Source organism: Anaerolineales bacterium, from assembly GCA_037382465.1.
GTDB lineage: Bacteria > Chloroflexota > Anaerolineae > Anaerolineales > E44-bin32 > WVZH01.
Window position 1 is genome coordinate 141126 of the sequence record JARRPX010000004.1, and the last position, 20139, is coordinate 161264.

The 20139-nt window shown below is 56.1% G+C and carries 17 protein-coding genes and 1 pseudogene; 7 read left to right on the forward strand and 11 right to left on the reverse strand.

Features of this window, described 5'->3' with window-relative positions:
• Nucleotides 1-321 precede the first annotated feature (321 nt).
• From P8Z34_02590 to P8Z34_02605, 4 genes are all read right to left on the reverse strand, one after another.
• On the reverse strand, nt 322-1002 hold the full coding sequence (locus P8Z34_02590) for a sulfoxide reductase heme-binding subunit YedZ (protein MEJ2549554.1): 681 nt from the start codon (nt 1000-1002) through the stop codon (nt 322-324).
• Entirely contained in the window at nt 1002-1946 is a 945-nt protein-coding gene (msrP, locus tag P8Z34_02595; GenBank protein MEJ2549555.1) for a protein-methionine-sulfoxide reductase catalytic subunit MsrP, read from the reverse strand. The genes P8Z34_02590 and msrP overlap by 1 nt, the downstream gene beginning before the upstream one ends.
• A gap of 263 nt (nt 1947-2209) precedes the next feature.
• Nucleotides 2210-2599, reverse strand: coding sequence for a response regulator (locus P8Z34_02600; protein ID MEJ2549556.1), 390 nt, complete (start codon nt 2597-2599; stop codon nt 2210-2212).
• 276 nt (nt 2600-2875) lie between these two features.
• Nucleotides 2876-3103, reverse strand: a complete 228-nt coding sequence (locus tag P8Z34_02605; GenBank protein ID MEJ2549557.1) for a YtxH domain-containing protein — start codon at nt 3101-3103, stop codon at nt 2876-2878.
• A 417-nt stretch (nt 3104-3520) separates the two neighbouring features.
• Here P8Z34_02605 and P8Z34_02610 point away from each other — a divergent pair.
• The 4 genes and pseudogenes from P8Z34_02610 to P8Z34_02625 all read left to right on the forward strand — a co-directional run bounded on the left by P8Z34_02610 (nt 3521) and on the right by P8Z34_02625 (nt 6731).
• Nucleotides 3521-3706 (forward strand): annotated as a pseudogene (locus P8Z34_02610) (Rdx family protein).
• A 12-nt stretch (nt 3707-3718) separates the two neighbouring features.
• The gene (gene trpS, locus P8Z34_02615; GenBank protein ID MEJ2549558.1) at nt 3719-4708 is read left to right on the forward strand and encodes a tryptophan--tRNA ligase; all 990 of its coding nucleotides are present in this window, start codon (nt 3719-3721) and stop codon (nt 4706-4708) included.
• Between the two features lie 192 nt (nt 4709-4900).
• Nucleotides 4901-5368, forward strand: a complete 468-nt coding sequence (gene dtd / locus P8Z34_02620; protein ID MEJ2549559.1) for a D-aminoacyl-tRNA deacylase — start codon at nt 4901-4903, stop codon at nt 5366-5368.
• A 319-nt stretch (nt 5369-5687) separates the two neighbouring features.
• The gene (locus tag P8Z34_02625) at nt 5688-6731 is read left to right on the forward strand and encodes a prohibitin family protein (protein MEJ2549560.1); all 1044 of its coding nucleotides are present in this window, start codon (nt 5688-5690) and stop codon (nt 6729-6731) included.
• Nucleotides 6732-7024: 293 nt separating this feature from the next.
• Here the strand turns inward: P8Z34_02625 and nadB are convergent, their stop codons facing one another.
• From nadB to nadC, 3 genes are read right to left on the reverse strand one after another with little or no spacing between them, the layout of a single operon-like run.
• Nucleotides 7025-8617: an L-aspartate oxidase gene (gene nadB / locus P8Z34_02630; GenBank protein ID MEJ2549561.1), complete on the reverse strand. Its 1593-nt coding sequence runs from the start codon at nt 8615-8617 to the stop codon at nt 7025-7027.
• Nucleotides 8614-9663: a quinolinate synthase NadA gene (gene nadA, locus P8Z34_02635; protein MEJ2549562.1), complete on the reverse strand. Its 1050-nt coding sequence runs from the start codon at nt 9661-9663 to the stop codon at nt 8614-8616. Before nadA ends, nadB begins: the two co-directional genes overlap by 4 nt.
• 3 nt (nt 9664-9666) lie before the next feature.
• On the reverse strand, nt 9667-10500 hold the full coding sequence (gene nadC, locus P8Z34_02640) for a carboxylating nicotinate-nucleotide diphosphorylase (protein MEJ2549563.1): 834 nt from the start codon (nt 10498-10500) through the stop codon (nt 9667-9669).
• 216 nt (nt 10501-10716) lie between these two features.
• On the opposite strand from nadC, the gene P8Z34_02645 reads away from it, so the two are divergent.
• On the forward strand, nt 10717-11538 hold the full coding sequence (locus P8Z34_02645) for a hypothetical protein (GenBank protein ID MEJ2549564.1): 822 nt from the start codon (nt 10717-10719) through the stop codon (nt 11536-11538).
• A gap of 67 nt (nt 11539-11605) precedes the next feature.
• Nucleotides 11606-11935 carry a cupin domain-containing protein gene (locus P8Z34_02650; GenBank protein MEJ2549565.1) on the forward strand — a complete coding sequence of 110 codons (330 nt, stop codon included), beginning with the start codon at nt 11606-11608 and terminating at the stop codon, nt 11933-11935.
• A gap of 20 nt (nt 11936-11955) precedes the next feature.
• Here the strand turns inward: P8Z34_02650 and arfB are convergent, their stop codons facing one another.
• From arfB to P8Z34_02670, 4 genes are all read right to left on the reverse strand, one after another.
• Nucleotides 11956-12381, reverse strand: a complete 426-nt coding sequence (gene arfB / locus P8Z34_02655; GenBank protein MEJ2549566.1) for an alternative ribosome rescue aminoacyl-tRNA hydrolase ArfB — start codon at nt 12379-12381, stop codon at nt 11956-11958.
• Between the two features lie 137 nt (nt 12382-12518).
• Nucleotides 12519-13586: a DUF5668 domain-containing protein gene (locus P8Z34_02660; protein MEJ2549567.1), complete on the reverse strand. Its 1068-nt coding sequence runs from the start codon at nt 13584-13586 to the stop codon at nt 12519-12521.
• 76 nt (nt 13587-13662) lie between these two features.
• A complete protein-coding gene (locus P8Z34_02665) occupies nt 13663-14484 on the reverse strand; it encodes a polyphosphate kinase 2 family protein (protein MEJ2549568.1) in 822 nt (273 codons plus the stop codon).
• Nucleotides 14485-14622: 138 nt separating this feature from the next.
• Nucleotides 14623-15375 (reverse strand): enoyl-CoA hydratase/isomerase family protein, encoded by a 753-nt coding sequence (locus tag P8Z34_02670; protein MEJ2549569.1) that lies wholly within the window; start codon nt 15373-15375, stop codon nt 14623-14625.
• Nucleotides 15376-15621: 246 nt separating this feature from the next.
• Between P8Z34_02670 and gltB the strand changes: the two genes are divergently transcribed.
• A complete protein-coding gene (gene gltB / locus P8Z34_02675) occupies nt 15622-20139 on the forward strand; it encodes a glutamate synthase large subunit (protein ID MEJ2549570.1) in 4518 nt (1505 codons plus the stop codon).

The window sequence follows — 20139 nt, forward strand, 5'->3', positions numbered from 1 at the left end:
TAAAAGAAAAAGATCGAATCCTGAGTCTAGATCAGATTGCATTGCCGAACGACCCCGGCAAAAATCTGGCCTTGTGATGTTGCAGCAGGCAGCCTTGGGCTCGAGGCCGCCAAACTTCGTGCAATTGGTAAATTGTTTCCAACAAGATGCTTCTAGATTGACACGAATAATGGATAAAGCAACCCGGCCACTGAAAATATGATACACGAGAAAAGGCCTAAACTCAATTTGCAAGCCATTGCGTCGAGGGAGACCCCCGATCGAAACAAAAATCAATGGTCGTAGATAATTACGTCATCGACGAATGCAGTTGGATATAGATTATTCCGATGTTTCCGAGACGTTCGTCCGTACCTGCTCACTCCAGCGTGCCCGCAGATGCACACCGAACCTCGAAAGCATTTGGTGAAATCTGCTGCCGGCCGTACGTATCTGGGGAATGCGCAGGACGAGCAGCAGCACCACAACCGTCATGTAGACCAGTGGTACGCGGATATCCGATTTTACCAACCATGTGTAGTGCACCGTCGCAAGGAACGCCCCGAGATATACGAAACGATGCAGGCGTTTCCAATTCTTTCCCAGCCTGCGCTGCCAACTCCGGGTCGAGGTGATCACCAAAGGTATGAGCAGCAGCCCGGAGGCGAGACCCACCAACGCAAAACGCTTATTGAAAAGCGCGTCCTTCAACGATCCGAAATCGAAACTGTAGTCGATTCCGATGAAAATGAAGAAATGCACCGCCACGTAACAGGCCGCATAGAGGCCGAACCACTTGCGCACAGGGATTAATTGCTTGAAGCCAAAAAGGGTATTCAACGGCGTAATCGCCAGCGTAATCGTCAGCAAGACCAGTGCGGTTTTGCCCGTACGCAGCGTCGCCGCCTGAATGGGGTTGGCCGTGAGGTCATTCCGGTACCAATCAAAAATCAGCAGACCCATCGGCGTCAGGGCTGCTGCATGGGTGACGAGTTGGATGCCTATCCGGCGCAATCTTGTCATCAGAAAAAGATCGATGGGCTCATGTCGGGATAGAGGGAAGCGACCTCATCGGCATACCCGTTGAAGAGCAGGGTGTCTCTTCGGCTAATTTCTCCGATGCGGCGCTCTTTTGCTTGAGACCAGCGAGGATGAGGCACATCGGGGTTGACGTTGGCGTAAAATCCATACTCATTTGGCGAAGATGCCATCCAAAGAGACGTCGGCTGTTCCGAAACCAGATCGATCTTGACGATCGATTTGATGCTTTTAAATCCGTATTTCCAGGGCACGACCAGCCGGATCGGCGCGCCGTTTTGAGCCGGCAGACTCTTACCGTACAGCCCGGTGGCCATGAGCGTCAGATCGTGCATGGCCTCATCGATGCGCAATCCTTCGACGTACGGCCATACATACCAGGGACTTTGTTGATTTGTCATTACGTCCGGATCATACAGCGTTTCAAAGCGTACGTATTTAGCATCCGCCATCGGTTCGACGTCCTCCAATAAACGGGCCAGGGGAAAGCCATTCCAGGGTATCACCATCGACCACCCCTCGACGCATCGCAGACGATAGACACGTTCTTCCTTCTCGAAGCCGGTCAAATCATCAAGATTGTAGATCTTTGGGTTATGGACCAAACCTCCGACTTCGACCTGCCACGGCGAAGTTCGGAAATTGCCAACGAGATCGACAACGGTCGTCTTGTCCGGTGTAAATTCGTAAAAATTGTTGAAATGGGTGATGTCAGTGTAACTGTTCACCGGGTCGCCCAATTCATCCGTTGATGCGCTGCTTTCCGGCTGCATCGCATCATCGGCCGACGAAAGCGCAGTTGCGACGCCTCCACCGCAAGCCGCCAGGAGCAGCGAGCCCGAGGCCAGCGCTCCTGCGCCTTTCAGAAAATCGCGTCTTGATAGATAAACGTGCTCCGGAGTAATCTCTGAGGGACGTATTTTCACCATTTCTACCTCCATATTCCAAGCCCAATACCAGCAATTCTACCGCAGACCATCCTCAGACCAGATTTTACCTCAGCACACCGAGCCGCGTTGCGCTGCATGAGGGAAGCATGACGATAATGCCATTATTTAACGCGTCAGAAGGTCAATCACGGCCAATCAGGAAAATTCGAGGAGACGAGAAAATGCTCGAGGACCGATTGCACCGAGGGAAACAGGAAGATGTCAATGTACCACAATTGAAGGAAAACGCCGGGACTGTCGGCTCACCCGGAATGTGCAGGGAGGTATTTGGTGATCTCCCTGCGGAACTGTTTGATCGAGAAAGGTTTGCTCACGAAAGCGTTAGCCCCAGCTGCCAAAGCCTGGCTTCGATCTTCCGGCATCGCCTTCGCACTGACGATAATCGTTGGGATATTGGACCATGCGGGCGCCGAACGAATCTTGCGCACGTGGCAGATCCCGTCGAGTTCGGGCATCATAATATCCGAGAGAATCAAATCCGGCGTACAGCACTCGAGCAGCCGCAACGCCTGGTGAACGTCATACGCCAGATGGACCTTATAACCGTCGGAAGTCAAGAATTCATGCATGATCGCGCAAAACACGGGATCATCATCGACAACGAGCACGACAGGATTACACTGATGCTGCATGGTTTTCGGACCTCTACTAGATGATATACATCCGTCAAGCTGCACGTTTTATGCCAGGCTGCATCTCGGAAGCGCACGCAGCTTTCTCAGCGAAGAACGGGAACGAAGAACTGCCTTCGCAACAAGATCGAGATAACTTGTCAATATCGATGGAAAAACAGCGGGATCACACAGATGAGAATGAAGAGCCGCAGTAGTTCACACCCGCTTCGAAGATTAGTGTTTCTTCTCCTTCGATCGCCTCATTGATGGACCTTTACCATCCAAAGTCTGCGTCTACTCCTCACGCTGTTTCGAGCTTCCCCTCATCATGTTCAACTCGCCTTCCAATTGCGCCATGCGGGTTTCATAGGCATCCTGGATCTCTTGACGAAATTCATCCTTCCGCTGCTGTATGCGCGCTCGAAATTCATCACCGGATGAAGGCGTCAGCAGTAATGCGGTTACGGCTCCGACGAGGGCGCCGCAGAAAGCGCCGGTGAGAAAGGTCATGAAACGTCGCATCGTACACCTCCGCTTGTAATAAATTATTCAGAAAAGTACCAAACGCCTGGAAACCTGTGCATATTCTCAGATGAAGCTCCATCGTCAGCGTAAATTTCCGCCGCTTCGGATTGTCGCTGCACTGTTTGTAACACCCATACCCCCGCGAAGCCTCACCGCACCTCGTCGATTGTGAGGGTGCAGCGCCTACCTGCTCGTTGAGACATTCTACACCTTTTCGCGACATTGCATTCGATCTGGTTGCCTATCCCAAAGTATCTGCGATATACTCGTAATTTGTCACAGATAATATCGCCCCGAACCACAGACCGGGAGAGATCCTCCCGGTTGTGCATGACGAGGAAAACGATATCAACGGAGGACGCCATGACCAAAGTCAGCATCAAGTACTGCGCCGTTTGACACTACACGGATCGAGCCATCCGTGCGATGGCTGAAGTGCTGCAGAAATATGAAACAAGGATTGACGAGATCACCCTTATCCCATCCGACGGCGGATGCTTCGAAGTCACGGTCGATGGCACCCTGGTGTACTCCAAACTCGCCACCGGACGTCACGTCGAATCGGGTGAGACGGCGAATTACGTCGGAGACCACCTGTAGGAGGAACTCCCATTGACTGCAAAGAAGGGGCGCGTCTTTTCCGGCGCCAGGCCGACCGGGCGCCAACATCTGGGCAACTATCTGGGTGCCATCAAGAACTACGTGGCGCTGCAAGATGAATACGAATGCATTTACTGCATCGTCGACCTGCATGCCTTGACGACACTCGAGACGACCAAATCGCTCAAGTCGAACACCTACGAGATGGCGCTCGATTGGCTCGCCGCAGGACTGCGGCCGGAAGAGACGATCATCTTCATCCAATCCCACGTCCCAGAAGTCACTGAGCTGCACACCATCCTTTCAATGGTCGTTGGGCTCGGGAAATTGACCGATCTGCCTACATTCAAAGAAAAAGCGCGGCAGCAGCCGCACAACATCAACTACGGCCTGGTGGGCTATCCGATTTTGATGGCCGCCGATATTGCGCTCTATAGGGCCGAATTCGTGCCTGTTGGAATCGACCAGGCACCGCACCTCGAATTTACCCGCGAGGTCGTGCGCTCGTTCAATCACCGCTACGAAACAAATGTGCTGATCGAGCCCCAGATGAAAAGCACGGAGGTCCCCAAAGTCCTCGGCACGGATGGCGTGCAGAAGATGAGTAAAAGCCTGGATAATCACATCGAACTGGCCGCTACACCGGAGGAGACCACTGCACGGGTGATGACCATGGTGACCGATCCACAGAGAAAGCGCCGCTCGGATCCAGGTGACCCGGACGTGTGCAACGTCTTCACGATGCACAAAATCTTCTCTACGGAGGCGGACGTCAAAGAGATCAACATCGAGTGCCGCCGGGCAGGCATAGGCTGCGTGGATTGTAAGAAGCGATTCGCCCAGAATCTGAACGCTCATCTCGCCCCCTTCCGGGAAAAACGATCCGGGCTCAGCGAAAATCCCGATCAGGTCTGGAATATATTGGTGGATGGGGCAGCCCGCGCCAAACGAATTGCCGCGCAAACGATGATCGAAGTACGCGAAGCCGTCGGACTGCCCTGACCTGCAGCTGCAAAAATGGGACATTTCCCTTCGGGTTCAAGGGATGACGAGCAGCCTGGTCGAATGATCGAACCGCTTCGAATCAGCTTCACCAGCCGGTTTAAAGGCGACGGAAGGTTCGGCTGGTCAGGTAACTGCACTTTGAAACTTCTTGCCGTATTGCGCTGAGATCGAGAAGGAGTCGAGGGCCATATGCGTGCGGTGCTGCAGCGCGTTCGCCGTGGGCGCGTGTCCATTGAAGGTGAAACCATCGCGGAGATCGACCGGGGGCTGGTCATCCTGATCGGAATCGGCCACGAGGATTCCGCAGAAGACGCCCGTCGGTTGGCGGAAAAATGCGCCGCGCTGCGAATCTTCGAGGACGATGCGGGTAAAACGAACCTTTCCGTTCAGGATATCGAAGGCCAGGCTATCGTGATCTCTCAATTCACGCTGTATGCCGACACACGCAAAGGCCGGAGGCCGAGTTTCACCAAGGCCGCCAGGCCGGAGACGGCAGAACCGCTCGTAGAGATCTTCGCAGCCCACTTACGAGATTATGGAGTTCCAACACAAACCGGTGTTTTTGGGGCGCACATGCTGGTGGACATCGAAAACGACGGGCCGTCTAAGATCCCAAAGCAACTCTATTCATCCATATTCGAATTTAGGATACTTTAGTAGAACGCACAAATATAATTGTTCCCTCGTAGTATTAGTCTTCTCCCGGTAGAATTGATCAATGCAAAGTATTGAATATTCCCGCTTAGGAAGATTCTTACGGTATGTAATCCGAATATTTATCCACGACTGAGACGCATAGGATCTCCCCAAATCCAGGCTGTATCGTATTACAATCCTGATTCTCAAATCGATGTTCGAATCAATTATCCTGGCAGGCTATCGTCAGCCGCTCGTCCGCAGCTTGAAAAATCTGCATGTTATAATCCCGTCGAAATACGAAAATTTGATCTATGGATAACTCTAGGAGGAAAAATCCATGAACATCGCATATGTAATTCGCGCTCTATCTACGGTATCCTGGTTGCTTTTTGTGGGAATCGTAATTCTGGCTGTCGTGCGCGCGGCACAAGGACGTAACATGAAATCTGCGCCGGTTATGGTCATCGCTACGCTTCTTTTTGCCATCGTCCTGACAACCGTGTCTGCCGGGCTCGTCTTCATCCGACCCGAACAACGTGGTGTTGTAATCTCGGCGCTTGACCCGCAAGGTTATAAATCTGAAGCGCTTCAACCTGGCTTGCGCTGGGTCGTTCCCTTCGCCGAAAGTGTGATTACGTACCCGATTTCAAGCCAGACCTACACGATGTCCATCGCGCCGGAAGAAGGTCAGGTGCAAGGAGACGACTCGGTTGCCGCCCGTACATCCGACGGCCAGGAAGTACTTATCGATGCTTCTGTGATTTTCGCCGTCGATCCCGAACAGGTTATCGACGTTCACATTCAATGGCAAGACCGGTACGACATCGATTTGGTCCGAGCAGTTTCCCGTGGCGTTATCCGCGACGAAGCCTCACAGTATCGCGTGGACGAGATCGTGAGTGCCAAACGACAGGAATTGATCCAGGGTATCGAAGCAGAATTGTCAGAGCAACTGCAGCAGAATGGGTTGATCCTGCGCAATTTTATCCTGCGTAACATTCAATTTTCACCGGAATACGCTGCCTCAGTAGAACAAAAGCAGATTGCCGAGCAGCAGGCGCAGCAGGCGGCTTTCGTGGTCCAGCAGCGCGCGCAGGAGGCCGAACAAGCCCGTAAGGTAGCCGAAGGACAAGCAGACGCCAATGTGATCGCCGCTGAGGGTCGTGCAGAGGCGCGCCTGATCGAAGCCGAAGCGGAAGCCAAGGCGCTCAAGATGATCGCCGACGCATTGCGCGATAATCCCGACCTGCTCACCTTCGAATACATCCAGAAGCTGGCGGACCAGATCCGCGTGATGCTCGTGCCTAACGACAACCCCTTCTTGCTGCCGCTGCCTTCGCTGGAAGAGGAAGGCGCAGTTACGGTTCCATCGACTCCCTAGATGACAACTTCCTCGAGTCGATCCGAAACACCAAAGGACTGGCCATTCAGGCCAGCCCTTTCATTATCTTTAAGGAATACGAATCACCCCATCTACGTCGTCCTGTAAGAATATATTTTCTCCGCCTTAGCTATCCGGAACGATCGAGACCGTCCCGCAGATCAGTAATAAGAATTTGTAGGGGCGGGTTTAAAGCCCGCCCTTACATCGCTATCTCGAACAGGAAGACGATGCGTGCGATTTAAAAAACCACGTCCTGTTTTCTGTCAAATCCGTGACATATTGGAAAATACCTAAATCGCTGCGGTTCCTTTCGTGTCGTCACGATAATGGCAGCCGCGGCTGGTGCGGTTGTGCTGTGCGGCAGCGGCGATGATGAGCGCGGCCTGAACGCTGTGACGCAGCCCGATCAAAGCGTCGTTCACACGTGTCGTACGATAGAAAACCTCGATGTCCTCTTTCAAGTGGTTCAGATCCCGCATGGCGCGTGCCAGGCGCCGTGTGGAACGCACCAGGCCCACGTAATGCCACATGGTGTGCTGGATGGTGCGCATGTCACGCCAGATCAATGCCGGATCGGCATCTTCCTCCAATCCCGCCTCTTCCCAGCGTGGAACTTCGTCCGGCTTTACATTGTCCGCTGCGCCGGTCGTGGCGATGTCCTTCGCCGCACGCACGCCCCAGACGAGACCATCCACGAGGGACGTGCTCGCCAGGCGATTGGCGCCGTGAACCCCGTTGCAGGCCACTTCGCCCACGGCATACAGGTTTTGAACGCTGGTGTGCGCCCACTCGTCCGTCCATACCCCGCCGCAGAAATAATGTGCAGCAGGTACGACCGGAATGGGCTGGCGGGTGATGTCCAGGCCCAAATCCAAGCAGCGCGCGTGGATCGTCGGGAAGCGCTCGCGGATGGCCTTGGCCGTCATGGCGGAGTGAATATCGAGCAGCACGTGGTCATAGCCATTTTCGATCATCTCGTGGTGGATGGCACGCGAGACGACGTCGCGCGGCGCCAGATCCCCCCACTCCGGATCGTATTTCTGCATGAAAGCGTCTCCCGCGGGGGTGAGTAAACGGCCTCCCTCTCCACGCACGGCTTCGGAGATGAGAAATCCCTCACCTCCAGGAACGGCGAGCGTCGTCGGGTGGAACTGCACATACTCGGCGTTGATGACCCGTGCGCCGGCACGATAGGCCATCGCCAGCCCGTCTCCTCGGGCCCCTTCCGGATTCGTAGTGTGCCGAAAGATACGCCCCAGGCCTCCCGTGGCGAGGATCGTCTTTCCCGCCAGGTAGCGGTGCACACTGCGCGTCGTCTGCTCGAAAACGTAGGCGCCGTAGCACGTGATCGTTCCGTAGACCGTCAGCGGATCGCTGGCATGATGGGGAAACGTGATCAGGTCGACGGCCGTCGCCGCAGGCACGATCTCGACGTTGGGTTCTCGATTCAAAGCGGCGACCATGGCCCGGATGATGGCCTTGCCCGTGGAATCCCCAACGTGCAGGATGCGCGGACAGGTGTGCGCCGCCTCCTGGCCGTAGGCCAATCCACCATCCGACGTGCGGTCAAAAGACACGCCGCAGTATTCGATCAGCAGTTGGCGAACGAGTTCAGGACCTTGTTCTGCGATGATGCGGGCGGAAGAAGGCAGGCTCAATCCTGCACCCGCAGCAAGGATGTCCTCCACCAATTGATCGGAACTGTCGCCTTCGCCCAGGGAAACGATGCCTCCCTGCGCGTAGCGCGTGTTGCTCTCTTCGGGCTCGGCGGCGCGAGTAATTACGATGATTTTCTTTTTTCGATCCTGCGCCAGACGCAGCGCCGTCGCTGCGCCGGCGATGCCACAGCCTATCACGAGCACGTCGCCGCGAACGGGAGTCACCGACTTACCTCCAGCATACGCTCCAACGCGATTCGTGCCTCTCGAGCGGTTTCATCAGGAACCTCGACTTGATTCACGAAATTCCCACTCGCAAGTCCTTCCAAAACGCGGCCAACTTTCTCCAGCGTGATGAGATTCATGTTGCGGCAATTTACCGGCTTCTCCGAGAGAATGGCGACGAATTTATCTGCATACGCCTGATCGAGGCGGTGGACGAGATTGTATTCGGTGCCCACGGCCCATTTACTATCGGAAGGCGATTCGTCTATTCGCCGGATGATGTAAGAGGTCGAACCTGCTTCGTCCGCAAGATCGACGACTTCCATGCTGCACTCGGGATGGACGATGACGCGAATGTCCGCAACCATCCGGCGCCAGCGGATCACGTCCTGGGTGGAGAAAACACGATGCACCCTGCACCAACCCCGCCACAGAAATATGCGTGCGTTTCTCAGCCTGTCTGCATTGTGCCCGCCGCGTGCAAGTTTCGGATCCCACAACAGCATCTCTTCCAGTGCCACGCCCATCTTCTTGCCCGTGTTGCGACCGAGGTGTTGATCGGGGAAAAAGAACACGTACGGCCGCTGCTCGAAGGCCCAGGCGAGTATCCTTTCGGCGTTCGACGAGGTGCACACCAGGCCGTTGTGACGGCCACAGAACGCCTTCAACGCTGCCGTGGAGTTGACGTAGGTGATCGGGGTGACCTGAGTCTCGACGTCAAGCACTTCGCCCAGTTGATCCCAGACCTGCTGCACGTCTGCCAGATCGGCCATGTCCGCCAGCGGACAACCGGCGTTCAAATCCGGCAGGAACACACTTTGGCCAGCCTGAGCCAGGATGGCGGCGGTTTCTGCCATGAAGTGCACGCCGCAGAAGACGATGTACTTTGCTTCCCGGCATTTCACGGCGTCGAAGACCAATTTCAACGAATCGCCCCGGAAGTCCGCCAGTTGGACCACCTCATCCCGCTGGTAATGGTGGCCGAGGATCACAACTTGCTCCCCCAACTGGGATTTGAGTTGCGAGACCCGATCGAGTTCGTCCATCGGCTAAATCCTCAGACTCACGTCGAACGCCGGTGCGGAATGCGTAAGTGCGCCGATCGAGATGTAGTCCACACCCGTCGCGGCAACTTCCGCAACGTACGCCAAATCCACGTTGCCCGATGCTTCCAAAGGCGTACGCCCCGCCGCCAGGCAAACGGCCTCGCGCATCTCTGCCGGGTTCATGTTATCCAGCATGATGCGATCCACATCGAGAGTCAGCGCCTCGCCCAACTGGTCCATTCGTTCGACTTCGACTTCGATGGGCAAACGCGGGTATGCCGCACGGGCTCGTTCGACGGCTGCAGAGATTCCCCCGGCGGCAGCGATGTGGTTATCCTTGATCAAAATCATCTCGTGCAGGTTGCTGCGGTGGTTCTGGCCTCCGCCCATACGCACAGCGTACTTCTCCAGCAGTCGATATCCGGGATGTGTTTTCCGCGTGTCGAGGATGACGGCCTTGCTCCCTTCGACCGCGCGTACGAAGCTCTGTGTATAGGTCGCGATTCCGGAAAGGTGCTGGATAAAGTTCAATGCGATTCGCTCCGCCGCCAGCAGTTTACTGCCCGGCCCGGAAACCTGCGCGAGCACGCCGCCTTCCAGCACCGCTGCCCCGTCGCGTGCGTTGGCCTCGAGGTTCAGCGCCGCATCCACGCGTGTAAACACCGCCTGGGCGATGGGCAGGCCTGCGACGATGCCGGCCTGCTTGGCGACGATCGAGCCTCTTAACGATCCGCTGGGGTCGATCACCGCGTTAGACGTTGCATCCCCTGGGCCGATATCCTCTGCGACAGCCAATTCGATAAGCGGCCGGGCAGCCTGAATCAAATCATCGTTCATTCATCATCCTATGCTGGCTGGATCGTGGAATCTCAACATCAACCATAAAACGGGAGGAGACCATCCATTTGTAAGTAGAAATTACACGAAGTATACGCTGGCAGAATGATGATGTCCAGCCAGCCGTCGACTCGATAATTGACACACAGAATTAAGAACAACCGATGATATGATTTCTCCAACACCGCATCAGCATCGAAAAAGGAGAATGCGTCCATGAAATCTGATAAGAAGATCGGTGGAATCACCATCGCCGCTAATCCGCAGGAGCTAGAGACGATCGAACTGATCGAAAAAACCTGCGTGCGAGCGCTTCAGCTAGCTCGAGATATGTGGGCACTCGATCCGCCGCAGGATTGCCACGTTTACGTGATGATTTCCTGGTGGAAATTCTTCTTCCGATCCGCGCCCTGGCCGTGGAAAATCTTTCTGGGGATTGGGTTTCCGCTTTGGGCGCCGCGCGCGCGTAGAATGTGGCCTTACGCCGCCGCATGGACGCAGCGCTTCGGTAAGCGAGTTGTGATCGGCGTAAAGCCGCCGCGGATCCTGGAACAAAGCGATCTGCGCGTCGGCGTTCGTATGTTCGTCGAAGAGAAAGACATGCGTCTGAAACTGCAGCACGTCAGCTGCCACGAACTCATCCACGCCTGCTCCGCGCACCTGCGTTTGCCGATGTGGTTGAATGAAGGCCTCGCCACGGTCACGGTGGACCGCTATTTGGGGAAGAGGACGATCCTGAAAGAAACGCTTGAATTGCTGCGCGATTACCAACCCAAAGCTCCGCCCCCGACGTACCGGCAGCTCTCGCGCATGAAAATAGAGGCGCTCGTCTACCACACCACGCGAGGCTATTGGCTTACACGATACCTCTCGGAACAACACCACGATTTCATGATAATGTTGTTGGAAACACGACGCAGCGCTCAGGAGATCGATAAACTCATGGCAGAAAGAATAAAAATCGATCCGCTGACTTTTTGGCAAGAGATCGATGGAATACTGGTGCGATATTTTTCCTCCGCAACAACTCCTGCTTGAAACTGCCTCCTGAGCGTGCCAACCCTTTCATTCCCCGGCCGTCGATCGCGCGGTAATAGGAGGTTTGATGGCAGATAAAGGACGACACATCCCGGAAGTGATCTCTCTTCCGCACGCCGTTCAATACCAGGACGGCGGCATCGTCAGCAGGACGATTCTGAAGAAGGAAACGGGAAACATAACGTTGTTCGCCTTCGATGCCGGACAGGAATTGAGCGAACATACGACGCCGCACGAAGCGCTGCTGTATGTCTTCGAAGGGCAGGCGCAAGTTGTCATCGATTCCAAATCACACAAAGTCGAAGCCGGTTACATCGTTCGATTGCCCGCGAACGTCCCGCATGCCGTAAAGGCCCTTCAACGCTTCAAAATGATGCTGGTCATGCTGCAGGAATGAAATCCGGCGTAGCGCCGATCTCATTCCATGTCGGTAGGACGTATACGCCGCAGGTTCTTGATTCGCGAACGGCGGCGTTTCTCCTGCAACCGGCGTTCTCTGGCCGCGTTGCTGGGTCTCGTCTTCTTGCGAGGCTTCTCTCGCTGCGCTGCTCGCCGGACGAGATCGCTCAAGCGGTCGATCGCATCTTTACGGTTGCGGGTTTGCGTACGAAAGCGGCGCGCGTTGATGATCAAGACACCGTCTTTGTTGATCCGGTTGCCGGCCAGGCGCATCAAGCGTGCGCGCACGCTCTCGGTCAGCGAGGGGGACCGGCGGACATCGAAACGCAGCTGCACCGCAGTGGCGACTCGATTCACGTTCTGCCCGCCCGGGCCGGCTGCCCGGACGAAGTCGAACTGCAATTCATCTTCATCGAGCGCAATGTCTTTGGTGATCTGAATCATGGCTTAAGCATAATCAAGGCCTGGCAAGGTTTCAAGTCGTTCCTTCGGCTCCGCTTCGGTGCAGGATCGAAATGAAACGAAGAGCTGCCCGTAACGGGCAGCCCTTCATCATGACGAAACTGCACGGAAGCCAAACCCTAACGTAAAGTAAAACTGCCCGATCCACCGTCATAGGTTATTTGGATGCGGAGTTCGGCATCGGCATAGTTCTCGGATTCCCAGGTTCCAGTGTCGTCGTCGTTATCCCCACCGTCGCTGATCAGCGCGTATCCATTCGGAACGTGTACGCTCCCCGACCCACTGTTGTGAACGACCAGGCGCACCCCTGCACCTTCGGGCACCTCGATCGTCGTGCTACCGGATCCACCGTTGACATTCAATTCAGCTGCGGCATCCCCGTCAAGGGAAATCTTAAGCGAACCGGAACCGACCTCGATATTCGCCTCGATGTCTGCCCCCTCGGCAACCTCGACCGTGAAAGAACCCGATGCAGAATCGAGGCGAACGTCGTAGCTCTTCGTGCTGGAGGGTAGAATCAAACGGCTGCTTCCCGAGCCGCCATCGATTTCGATGCGCTCCAGGTTCATACCTCCCAGGTCCAATCGCGCCGAACCGGATCCCACATCGACGCGTAGATCAACAGGGATTTCTGGGCTCAAGCCAATTTCCCAAGTAGCGTCTTTCCCGAGTGTACCCACCCAGTCAAAAACGGAGGTGCTGTCACGGGGCTCGAGTTGGACGACCTTGTTGTTCGTGCCGTGAACGCTGAATGACACGTCCTCCAAAGTGTCCAATTCTGCCTCGATCAAAGCGTTTGAATCCTCCAGTGTGTCGACCGTCGTGGGATAGTGGGTTAAATCCAGATCGATACGTGCGGAAGAAGCCTCGCCCAAAGGTTCACTGAAGTTGAGTGTTTTAAGTTCAGGCCCCAAATCCAGATCGAGATCGGGCGCCATCACCAGCAGCAGGACCACGAACGCCACCGCTCCGAGACCGATCAGCGCCCCCACAAACGGAAAGCGGCGGCCGAACATGATATCCAGGCCGATGGCGATCAGAGCGACCGGCCACAAACGGATTAAAAACGCCAGGCTGAACGATTCAATGATCCCGATATTCGCCAACAGCCAAACGATACCCACTCCGATCAGCAGCAGCGGCCAGAAAAATGAACGATGGGGTTGATTTCGCTTTTCATCTTGCATGTTCTCCTCCTCAGTTTATTACGAGCCCTAACTCATGTCTTCGAATCTCCCGAAAACAATCAAATCGGAATGTAACTCACACGATCTCGATCTCATCGGCGTCGAAATCCGGGGACGGATATTGCATCTTCAGAGATTCGAGTGTCTCGACGATAATCGAACCGACGACCAGGTTGCGGTACCATTTTCGATTCGCCGGGATCACGTACCACGGCGCCCATGGAGTACTGGTTTTCGACAGCACGGCTTCATAGGCTTGCATGTACTTCGGCCAGAGCTGGCGCTCCTTCAAATCGTCCGGGTTGAATTTCCAACGCTTATGTTTTTCGTCCAGACGAGCCTGTAGACGCTGCTTCTGTTCGTCGAGATCGATGTGCAAGTAAAATTTCAACAGCGTAGTGCCTTCTTCAGCCAGCATACGTTCGAACGCATTGATTTGATCGAAACGCCTGGACCAGACGGACTGTGGAACCAAATTGTGCACCCGCACCACGAGCACGTCCTCGTAATGACTGCGATTGAAAATAACGATCTCGCCTTTTCCGGGAACATGTCGATGCACGCGCCAGAGATAATCGTGACTCAGTTCCTGCGCCGTGGGTTTTTTGAAATTCGCCACTTTCACGCCCTGCGGGTTCACGCCCTCGAAAACGTGCCGGATGACTCCGTCTTTGCCTCCGGTGTCCATCGCCTGGAGCACGACGAGAAGCTTGTGTTCACCCTGCGCATAGAGAAGTTCCTGCAGCTCTTCCAAACGGTCGGTCAACCGGCGAGTCTCATCCTGCCCATCATCTTTGTCGATCGGGAATGCGCTCTTGTCCTGCGGATCCCACTGGCTGAGATCGACTTTGGTCCCCGGTCCGATTCGGTAGCGATCGGTAGAATTGTCCTTCCCCATGTGCCCTCCAGTTTGTTCCAGAGTATGTTCTTGCTGCTTACGTTTACCGCAGGAAGACATCCACCAAGCGCACGGTCCGGCGATCGCACGATATCTATACGTGGTACGGCGACCGCGGGTTTCATGAATGATCGTGCGCTAGAATCGAATGATGATCTCTTGCAGGTTCTTCCAGGTGCTTTCGGAATACCAGATATTCGAAAATTCCTGGATCGAACCTTCCTCTCTGGCCCGCATCGAATCCAGGACCGGGCCACGCAGCAGGCGTTTGATGGACCGAAAGGCGACGACGTCCTTGCTGGCGAAATCATGAGCCAGGATTTCTGCATCTGGCAGCAATTGATCGCGGCTGGAGATATGATCGATGAGACGCATTTCGAGGGCCTCGTCCGCCAGGTACATATCACCGCTCAGCAGGATTCGTTCCGCATAATGCTGGCCCACGCAGGCGCGCAGCATTTCCACACATCCTGCGAAAATGGAAGCGCCAAAAGTTATTTCGTTCAACGAAATCTTCGACCTGCCCTGCACCATCAAGCGGTAATCGCACGCCAGCGCAAGCATACATCCGCCCGCGATCGCATGTCCGTTGATCGCAGCGAGGGTAGGCTTTGGGTAAAGGTACAGATTCGAATAGAGATCGGTGAATTTGGTCAGAAACGAATTAAACGCCTCTTGTCTGTAGGACAGCAGTGCAGGAATGTCGAACCCGAAGGAAAAGAATTTACCCGCGCCGGTCAGTATCACCGTCTTTACTTGCGGGTCTCTCTCCAACCTCAAGAACGCTTCCTGAAGCTCGTCGACCATCGGTTCGTGCAGTGCATTGACCTTGCCCCTGCGCAGCGTAAGCGTGGCAATGCCCTGCGAAACGGAGGCATCTACGTACTCCATGGGCCCTCCTGACACGTTTCTTCCGGTCGGAATGTCAACCCCATTCTACCCCGCGGCATCGAGATAGATCAAAGCCAATCTGCTCCTATGCGCAGGCGATTCTCAATTAATATAGAAAGATTCGCTATTTTGTGTTATAAGATGTTATTTATCCCGAAACCGGTCGGTGACGACACGCAGATCGTATAAGACTGGAGTAGACCATACTGCCCAGGAGATGACCGCTACCGATCGAAGGAGATCAGCATGCAACCGTCCATACACCTCAATGGCCTCTATGATCCTCGCTTCGAGCACGACGCCTGTGGTGTCGGATTCATCGCTGATCTGACCAACACCAAATCGCACGGGATCGTCAGCAAGGGCATCGAAATTCTGCGCAACCTCGACCATCGCGGCGCCCGAGGGGTGGAAAAAGAAACCGGCGATGGCGCGGGAATCCTCGTCCAGCTCCCTCACGGTTTCTTCCTGCGAGAATGTTCACGGATTGGCATCGGCCTGCCGGAGCCCGGGGATTACGCCATCGGCCAGTGCTTCTTGCCCAAAGACCATCAAACCCACCAGGGTGTGAAAGACGTCTTCCAGCGCGCCATCGCAGAGCTCGAACTCGATGTGCTTGGCTGGCGCGAGGTCCCCACCGACAGTTCAACACTGGGAGCCACGGCAATATCCGGCGAGCCCAGCATTCATCAAATTATCATCCGCCGCCCTGTGTCCTGCCGGACGCAGGATGAATTCGAACGGCGATTGTTCGTGGCCCGCAAATATGGCATCCGCATGGTACGTGAGACAGTCCGTGGGGCGGAGAGATTCTATCTCTGTTCGATGTCCTCGCGCACGATCGTCTACAAGGGAATGCTCACGGCAGATCAAGTCACGGCGTACTACCCGGATTTGCTCGACGACACCTTCGAGTCTGCCCTCGCCTTGATTCACAGCCGATTCTCGACGAACGTACTGCCGACCTGGAAGCTCGCCCATCCTTTCCGTACGCTGGCGCACAACGGTGAGATCAACACCCTGCGCGGAAACGTCAACTGGATGAATTCGCGCCAGTCGATCATTTCCTCTCCGCTGTTCACCCAGGACGAAATCCAGAAAATGCGGCCCATCATCCAGGAAGGCAGCTCGGATTCCGGCAGCCTGGACAACGCAGTCGAGTTCCTCATGATGGGAGGCCGCAGCCTTCCACACGTGATGATGATGCTCATCCCGGAAGCCTGGGAGAAAGATCCGGAGATTCCCGAAAACCGCAGGGCGTTCTACGAGTATCACGGCGCACTCATCGAACCCTGGGACGGTCCCGCATCGGTGGCGTTCACCGACGGCACGCTCATCGGCGCCACGCTGGACCGCAACGGCCTGCGGCCTTCACGCTATTGCTTGACGGATGACAACCTGCTCATCATGGCTTCCGAGGCCGGCACCCTCGATGTGCCCGCCGGAAAAATCGTCCGGAGAGGACGACTTCAGCCGGGGAAGATGTTCATCGCCTCCCTCGAAGAAGGGCGCATCATCCCGGATGACGAAATCAAGGACCGTATCTGCGACGAACGTCCCTACAGACAGTGGCTCGTGGAGAACAAGATTCCTCTCGCCGAACTCGAGCCCCCGCGTCAGATCCTGCAGCCCCCATCCCGCAAGGTACGCACGCGGCAGCGCGTCTTCGGATATACCCTGGAGGATCTGCGCATCCTCCTGGCACCGATGGTCAAGAACGCCAAGGAGCCCATCGGCTCCATGGGCAACGACACCCCGTTGGCGGTGCTCTCGAAAAAATCGCGAAATTTGTTCGATTACTTCCACCAGCTCTTCGCCCAGGTGACCAACCCGCCTATCGATCCCATTCGTGAAGATCTGGTGATGAGCCTCGTGTCGTTCGTCGGAAGCAAGGGCAACATTCTGGAGGACGGACCGCAGCACGCCAACGTGATCGAACTGCCGCATCCCGTCCTGACCAACGAGGATCTCGAGCGCTTGCGCTGGGTCGATCGACAGAGCTACCAAGCCAAGACCATTTCGATCTGTTTCAAAGCCGAGCCCGGCCGGATGCAGCGAGCACTCAATCGACTGCGGCGCGTGGCGGAGGAATACGTGCTCGACGGCTACGAGGTGATCATTCTCACCGACAGGCCGGTAGACTCGGGCCATGCGGCGATTCCTTCCTTGCTCGCCGTTTCCGCGGTACACCACCATTTGATCCGTAAAGGCCTGCGCTCGCAGTGCGATCTCGTCATCGAAACCGGAGAAGCACGCGAAGTACATCACTTCGCCTGTCTTTTGGGCTTCGGCGCCTCCGCGGTGAATCCTTACATCGCTTTCGAGACGATCGAGGACATGCGCTTACGCAAGCTCCTGCCCAACCAACTCACCGAGCAAGAAGCTCGCAATCATTACCTCAAAGCGATCGGCAAGGGTCTGCTCAAGACCATGTCCAAGATGGGAATATCGACCATTTCCTCCTACATCGGTGCACAAATCTTCGAGGTGGTCGGCCTTTCCGACGAAGTCATCGAGGAATACTTTCCGGGAACCGTCTCGCGCATCGGTGGGATCGATATCCCCACGATCGAACGCGAGACTCTCATGCGTCACAAAGCCGCTTACTTCGATCCGAACGACGATGACGACCTGGAGTTGGGCGGCCAATACCAATGGCGTCTGCGCGGCGAACGTCACCAGCACAATCCGGAGATGATTCACAAGCTGCAGCACGCCGCCCGAACCAACGACTATGCCCTCTACCGGGAATACGCCCGCATCGTCGATGACCCGGGAGATGCGCCGATCACCTTGCGCCATCTACTCGAATTCACGAACCTCGATCCGATACCGATCGAGGAAGTCGAACCCGTCGACTCGATCGTCAAGCGCTTCTCCACGGGAGCGATGTCCTTCGGGTCGATCTCCTGGGAGGCACACACCACGCTGGCGATCGCCATGAACCGCCTCGGAGGAAAATCGAACACCGGAGAAGGCGGCGAGGATCCCATTCGTTACGAGCCTCTGCCCAACGGAGACAGCATGCGCTCCGCCATCAAACAGGTGGCTTCGGGACGCTTCGGCGTCACGGCCAATTACCTCGTCAACGCCGACGAGCTGCAGATCAAGATGGCCCAGGGCGCCAAGCCGGGCGAGGGCGGCCAACTTCCCGGCCACAAGGTCGACGAGAATATCGCCCGGGTGCGCCATTCGACGCCGTACGTCGAATTGATCTCGCCGCCGCCGCACCACGACATCTACTCCATCGAGGATCTCGCCCAGCTGATCTACGATCTAAAGAATTCCAACCCCCGGGCACGCATCAACGTGAAGCTCGTGGCCGAGGTGGGTGTAGGCACAATTGCCGCAGGCGTCGCCAAAGCGCACGCCGATGTGATTCTGATTTCGGGACACGACGGTGGAACCGGCGCTTCCCCACTCTCTTCGATCAAACACGCCGGTCTCCCCTGGGAACTCGGCGTGGCCGAGACGCACCAGGTCCTCATGCAGAATCTGCTGCGTGACCGCGTCGTACTGCAGACCGATGGCCTCCTGCGCACGGGCCGGGACGTCGCCATCGCCGCGCTGCTCGGCGCCGAGGAGTGGGGCATCGCCACGGGAGCGCTGATCGCCATGGGCTGCATCATGATGCGCAAGTGCCATCTCAACACCTGCCCCGTGGGTGTGGCGACGCAGGACAAGGAACTGCGCAAGTTGTTTACGGGCGAACCGGAGCACGTGGTCAACTTCTTCCACTTCATCGCCGAGGACCTGCGCGAGCACATGGCGCGTCTCGGTTTCCGCACCGTCGACGAGATGGTCGGGCGGGTGGATAAACTCGCCCCCAAACGGGACATCAAACACTACAAAGCCAAGCATCTCGACCTGGCACGCTTGCTTCACTTCATGCAGGCGGACGGCCGCTGCGGGACGTTCTGCTGCGTTCCCCAGGAGCACGGCCTCGACAAGGCGCTCGACAAGCAGCTGATTCAAATTTCCAGCCCCGCAATCGAAGCAGGTAAAAAGGTCGAGGAAACTTTCGAAATCCGCAACGTGAACCGCACCGTAGGTACGCTGCTGGGGCAGGAAATCACCCGCCGCACCAACGGGGAAGGACTTCCCGAAGGCACAATCCACCTGAAAGCAGTAGGTTCGGCCGGTCAATCCTTCATGGCTTTCGCCCCCAGGGGCCTGACCATCGAGATCGAGGGCGAAGCGAACGACTACTTCTGCAAGGGGCTTTCCGGCGGCACGGCCGTTCTCTACCCGCCGAAAGACGCAAATTTCAATCCCAACGACAACGTGATCTGCGGAAACGTGTCGTTCTACGGAGCGACTTCCGGCAAGGCCTTCATTCTCGGTTTGGCCGGCGAACGCTTCTGCGTGCGTAATTCGGGCGCACACGTCGTCGTCGAGGGCATCGGCGATCATGGATGTGAATACATGACCGGCGGACGAGCCGTGATCCTGGGGCCGATCGGACGCAATTTTGCGGCCGGAATGTCCGGCGGTGTCGCCTACATCTGGGACGAGGACGACCGGGCGCGGCAGCGAATCAACACCAGCATGGTCGACCTCGAGGACATCGTCGATCCGCAGGAGATCACCGAACTCAAAACGCTCATTGAGGAACACGCCCGAGTCACGGGATCGGAGCGTGCGGAACGCATTCTTGCGACCTGGGACGTTCAATTGAGGAAATTCATCAAGGTGATGCCGCGCGATTACAAACGTGCCCTCGCCAGGCTCAACGTCGAGATGGCTGCGGTGAGTGAGGTATAA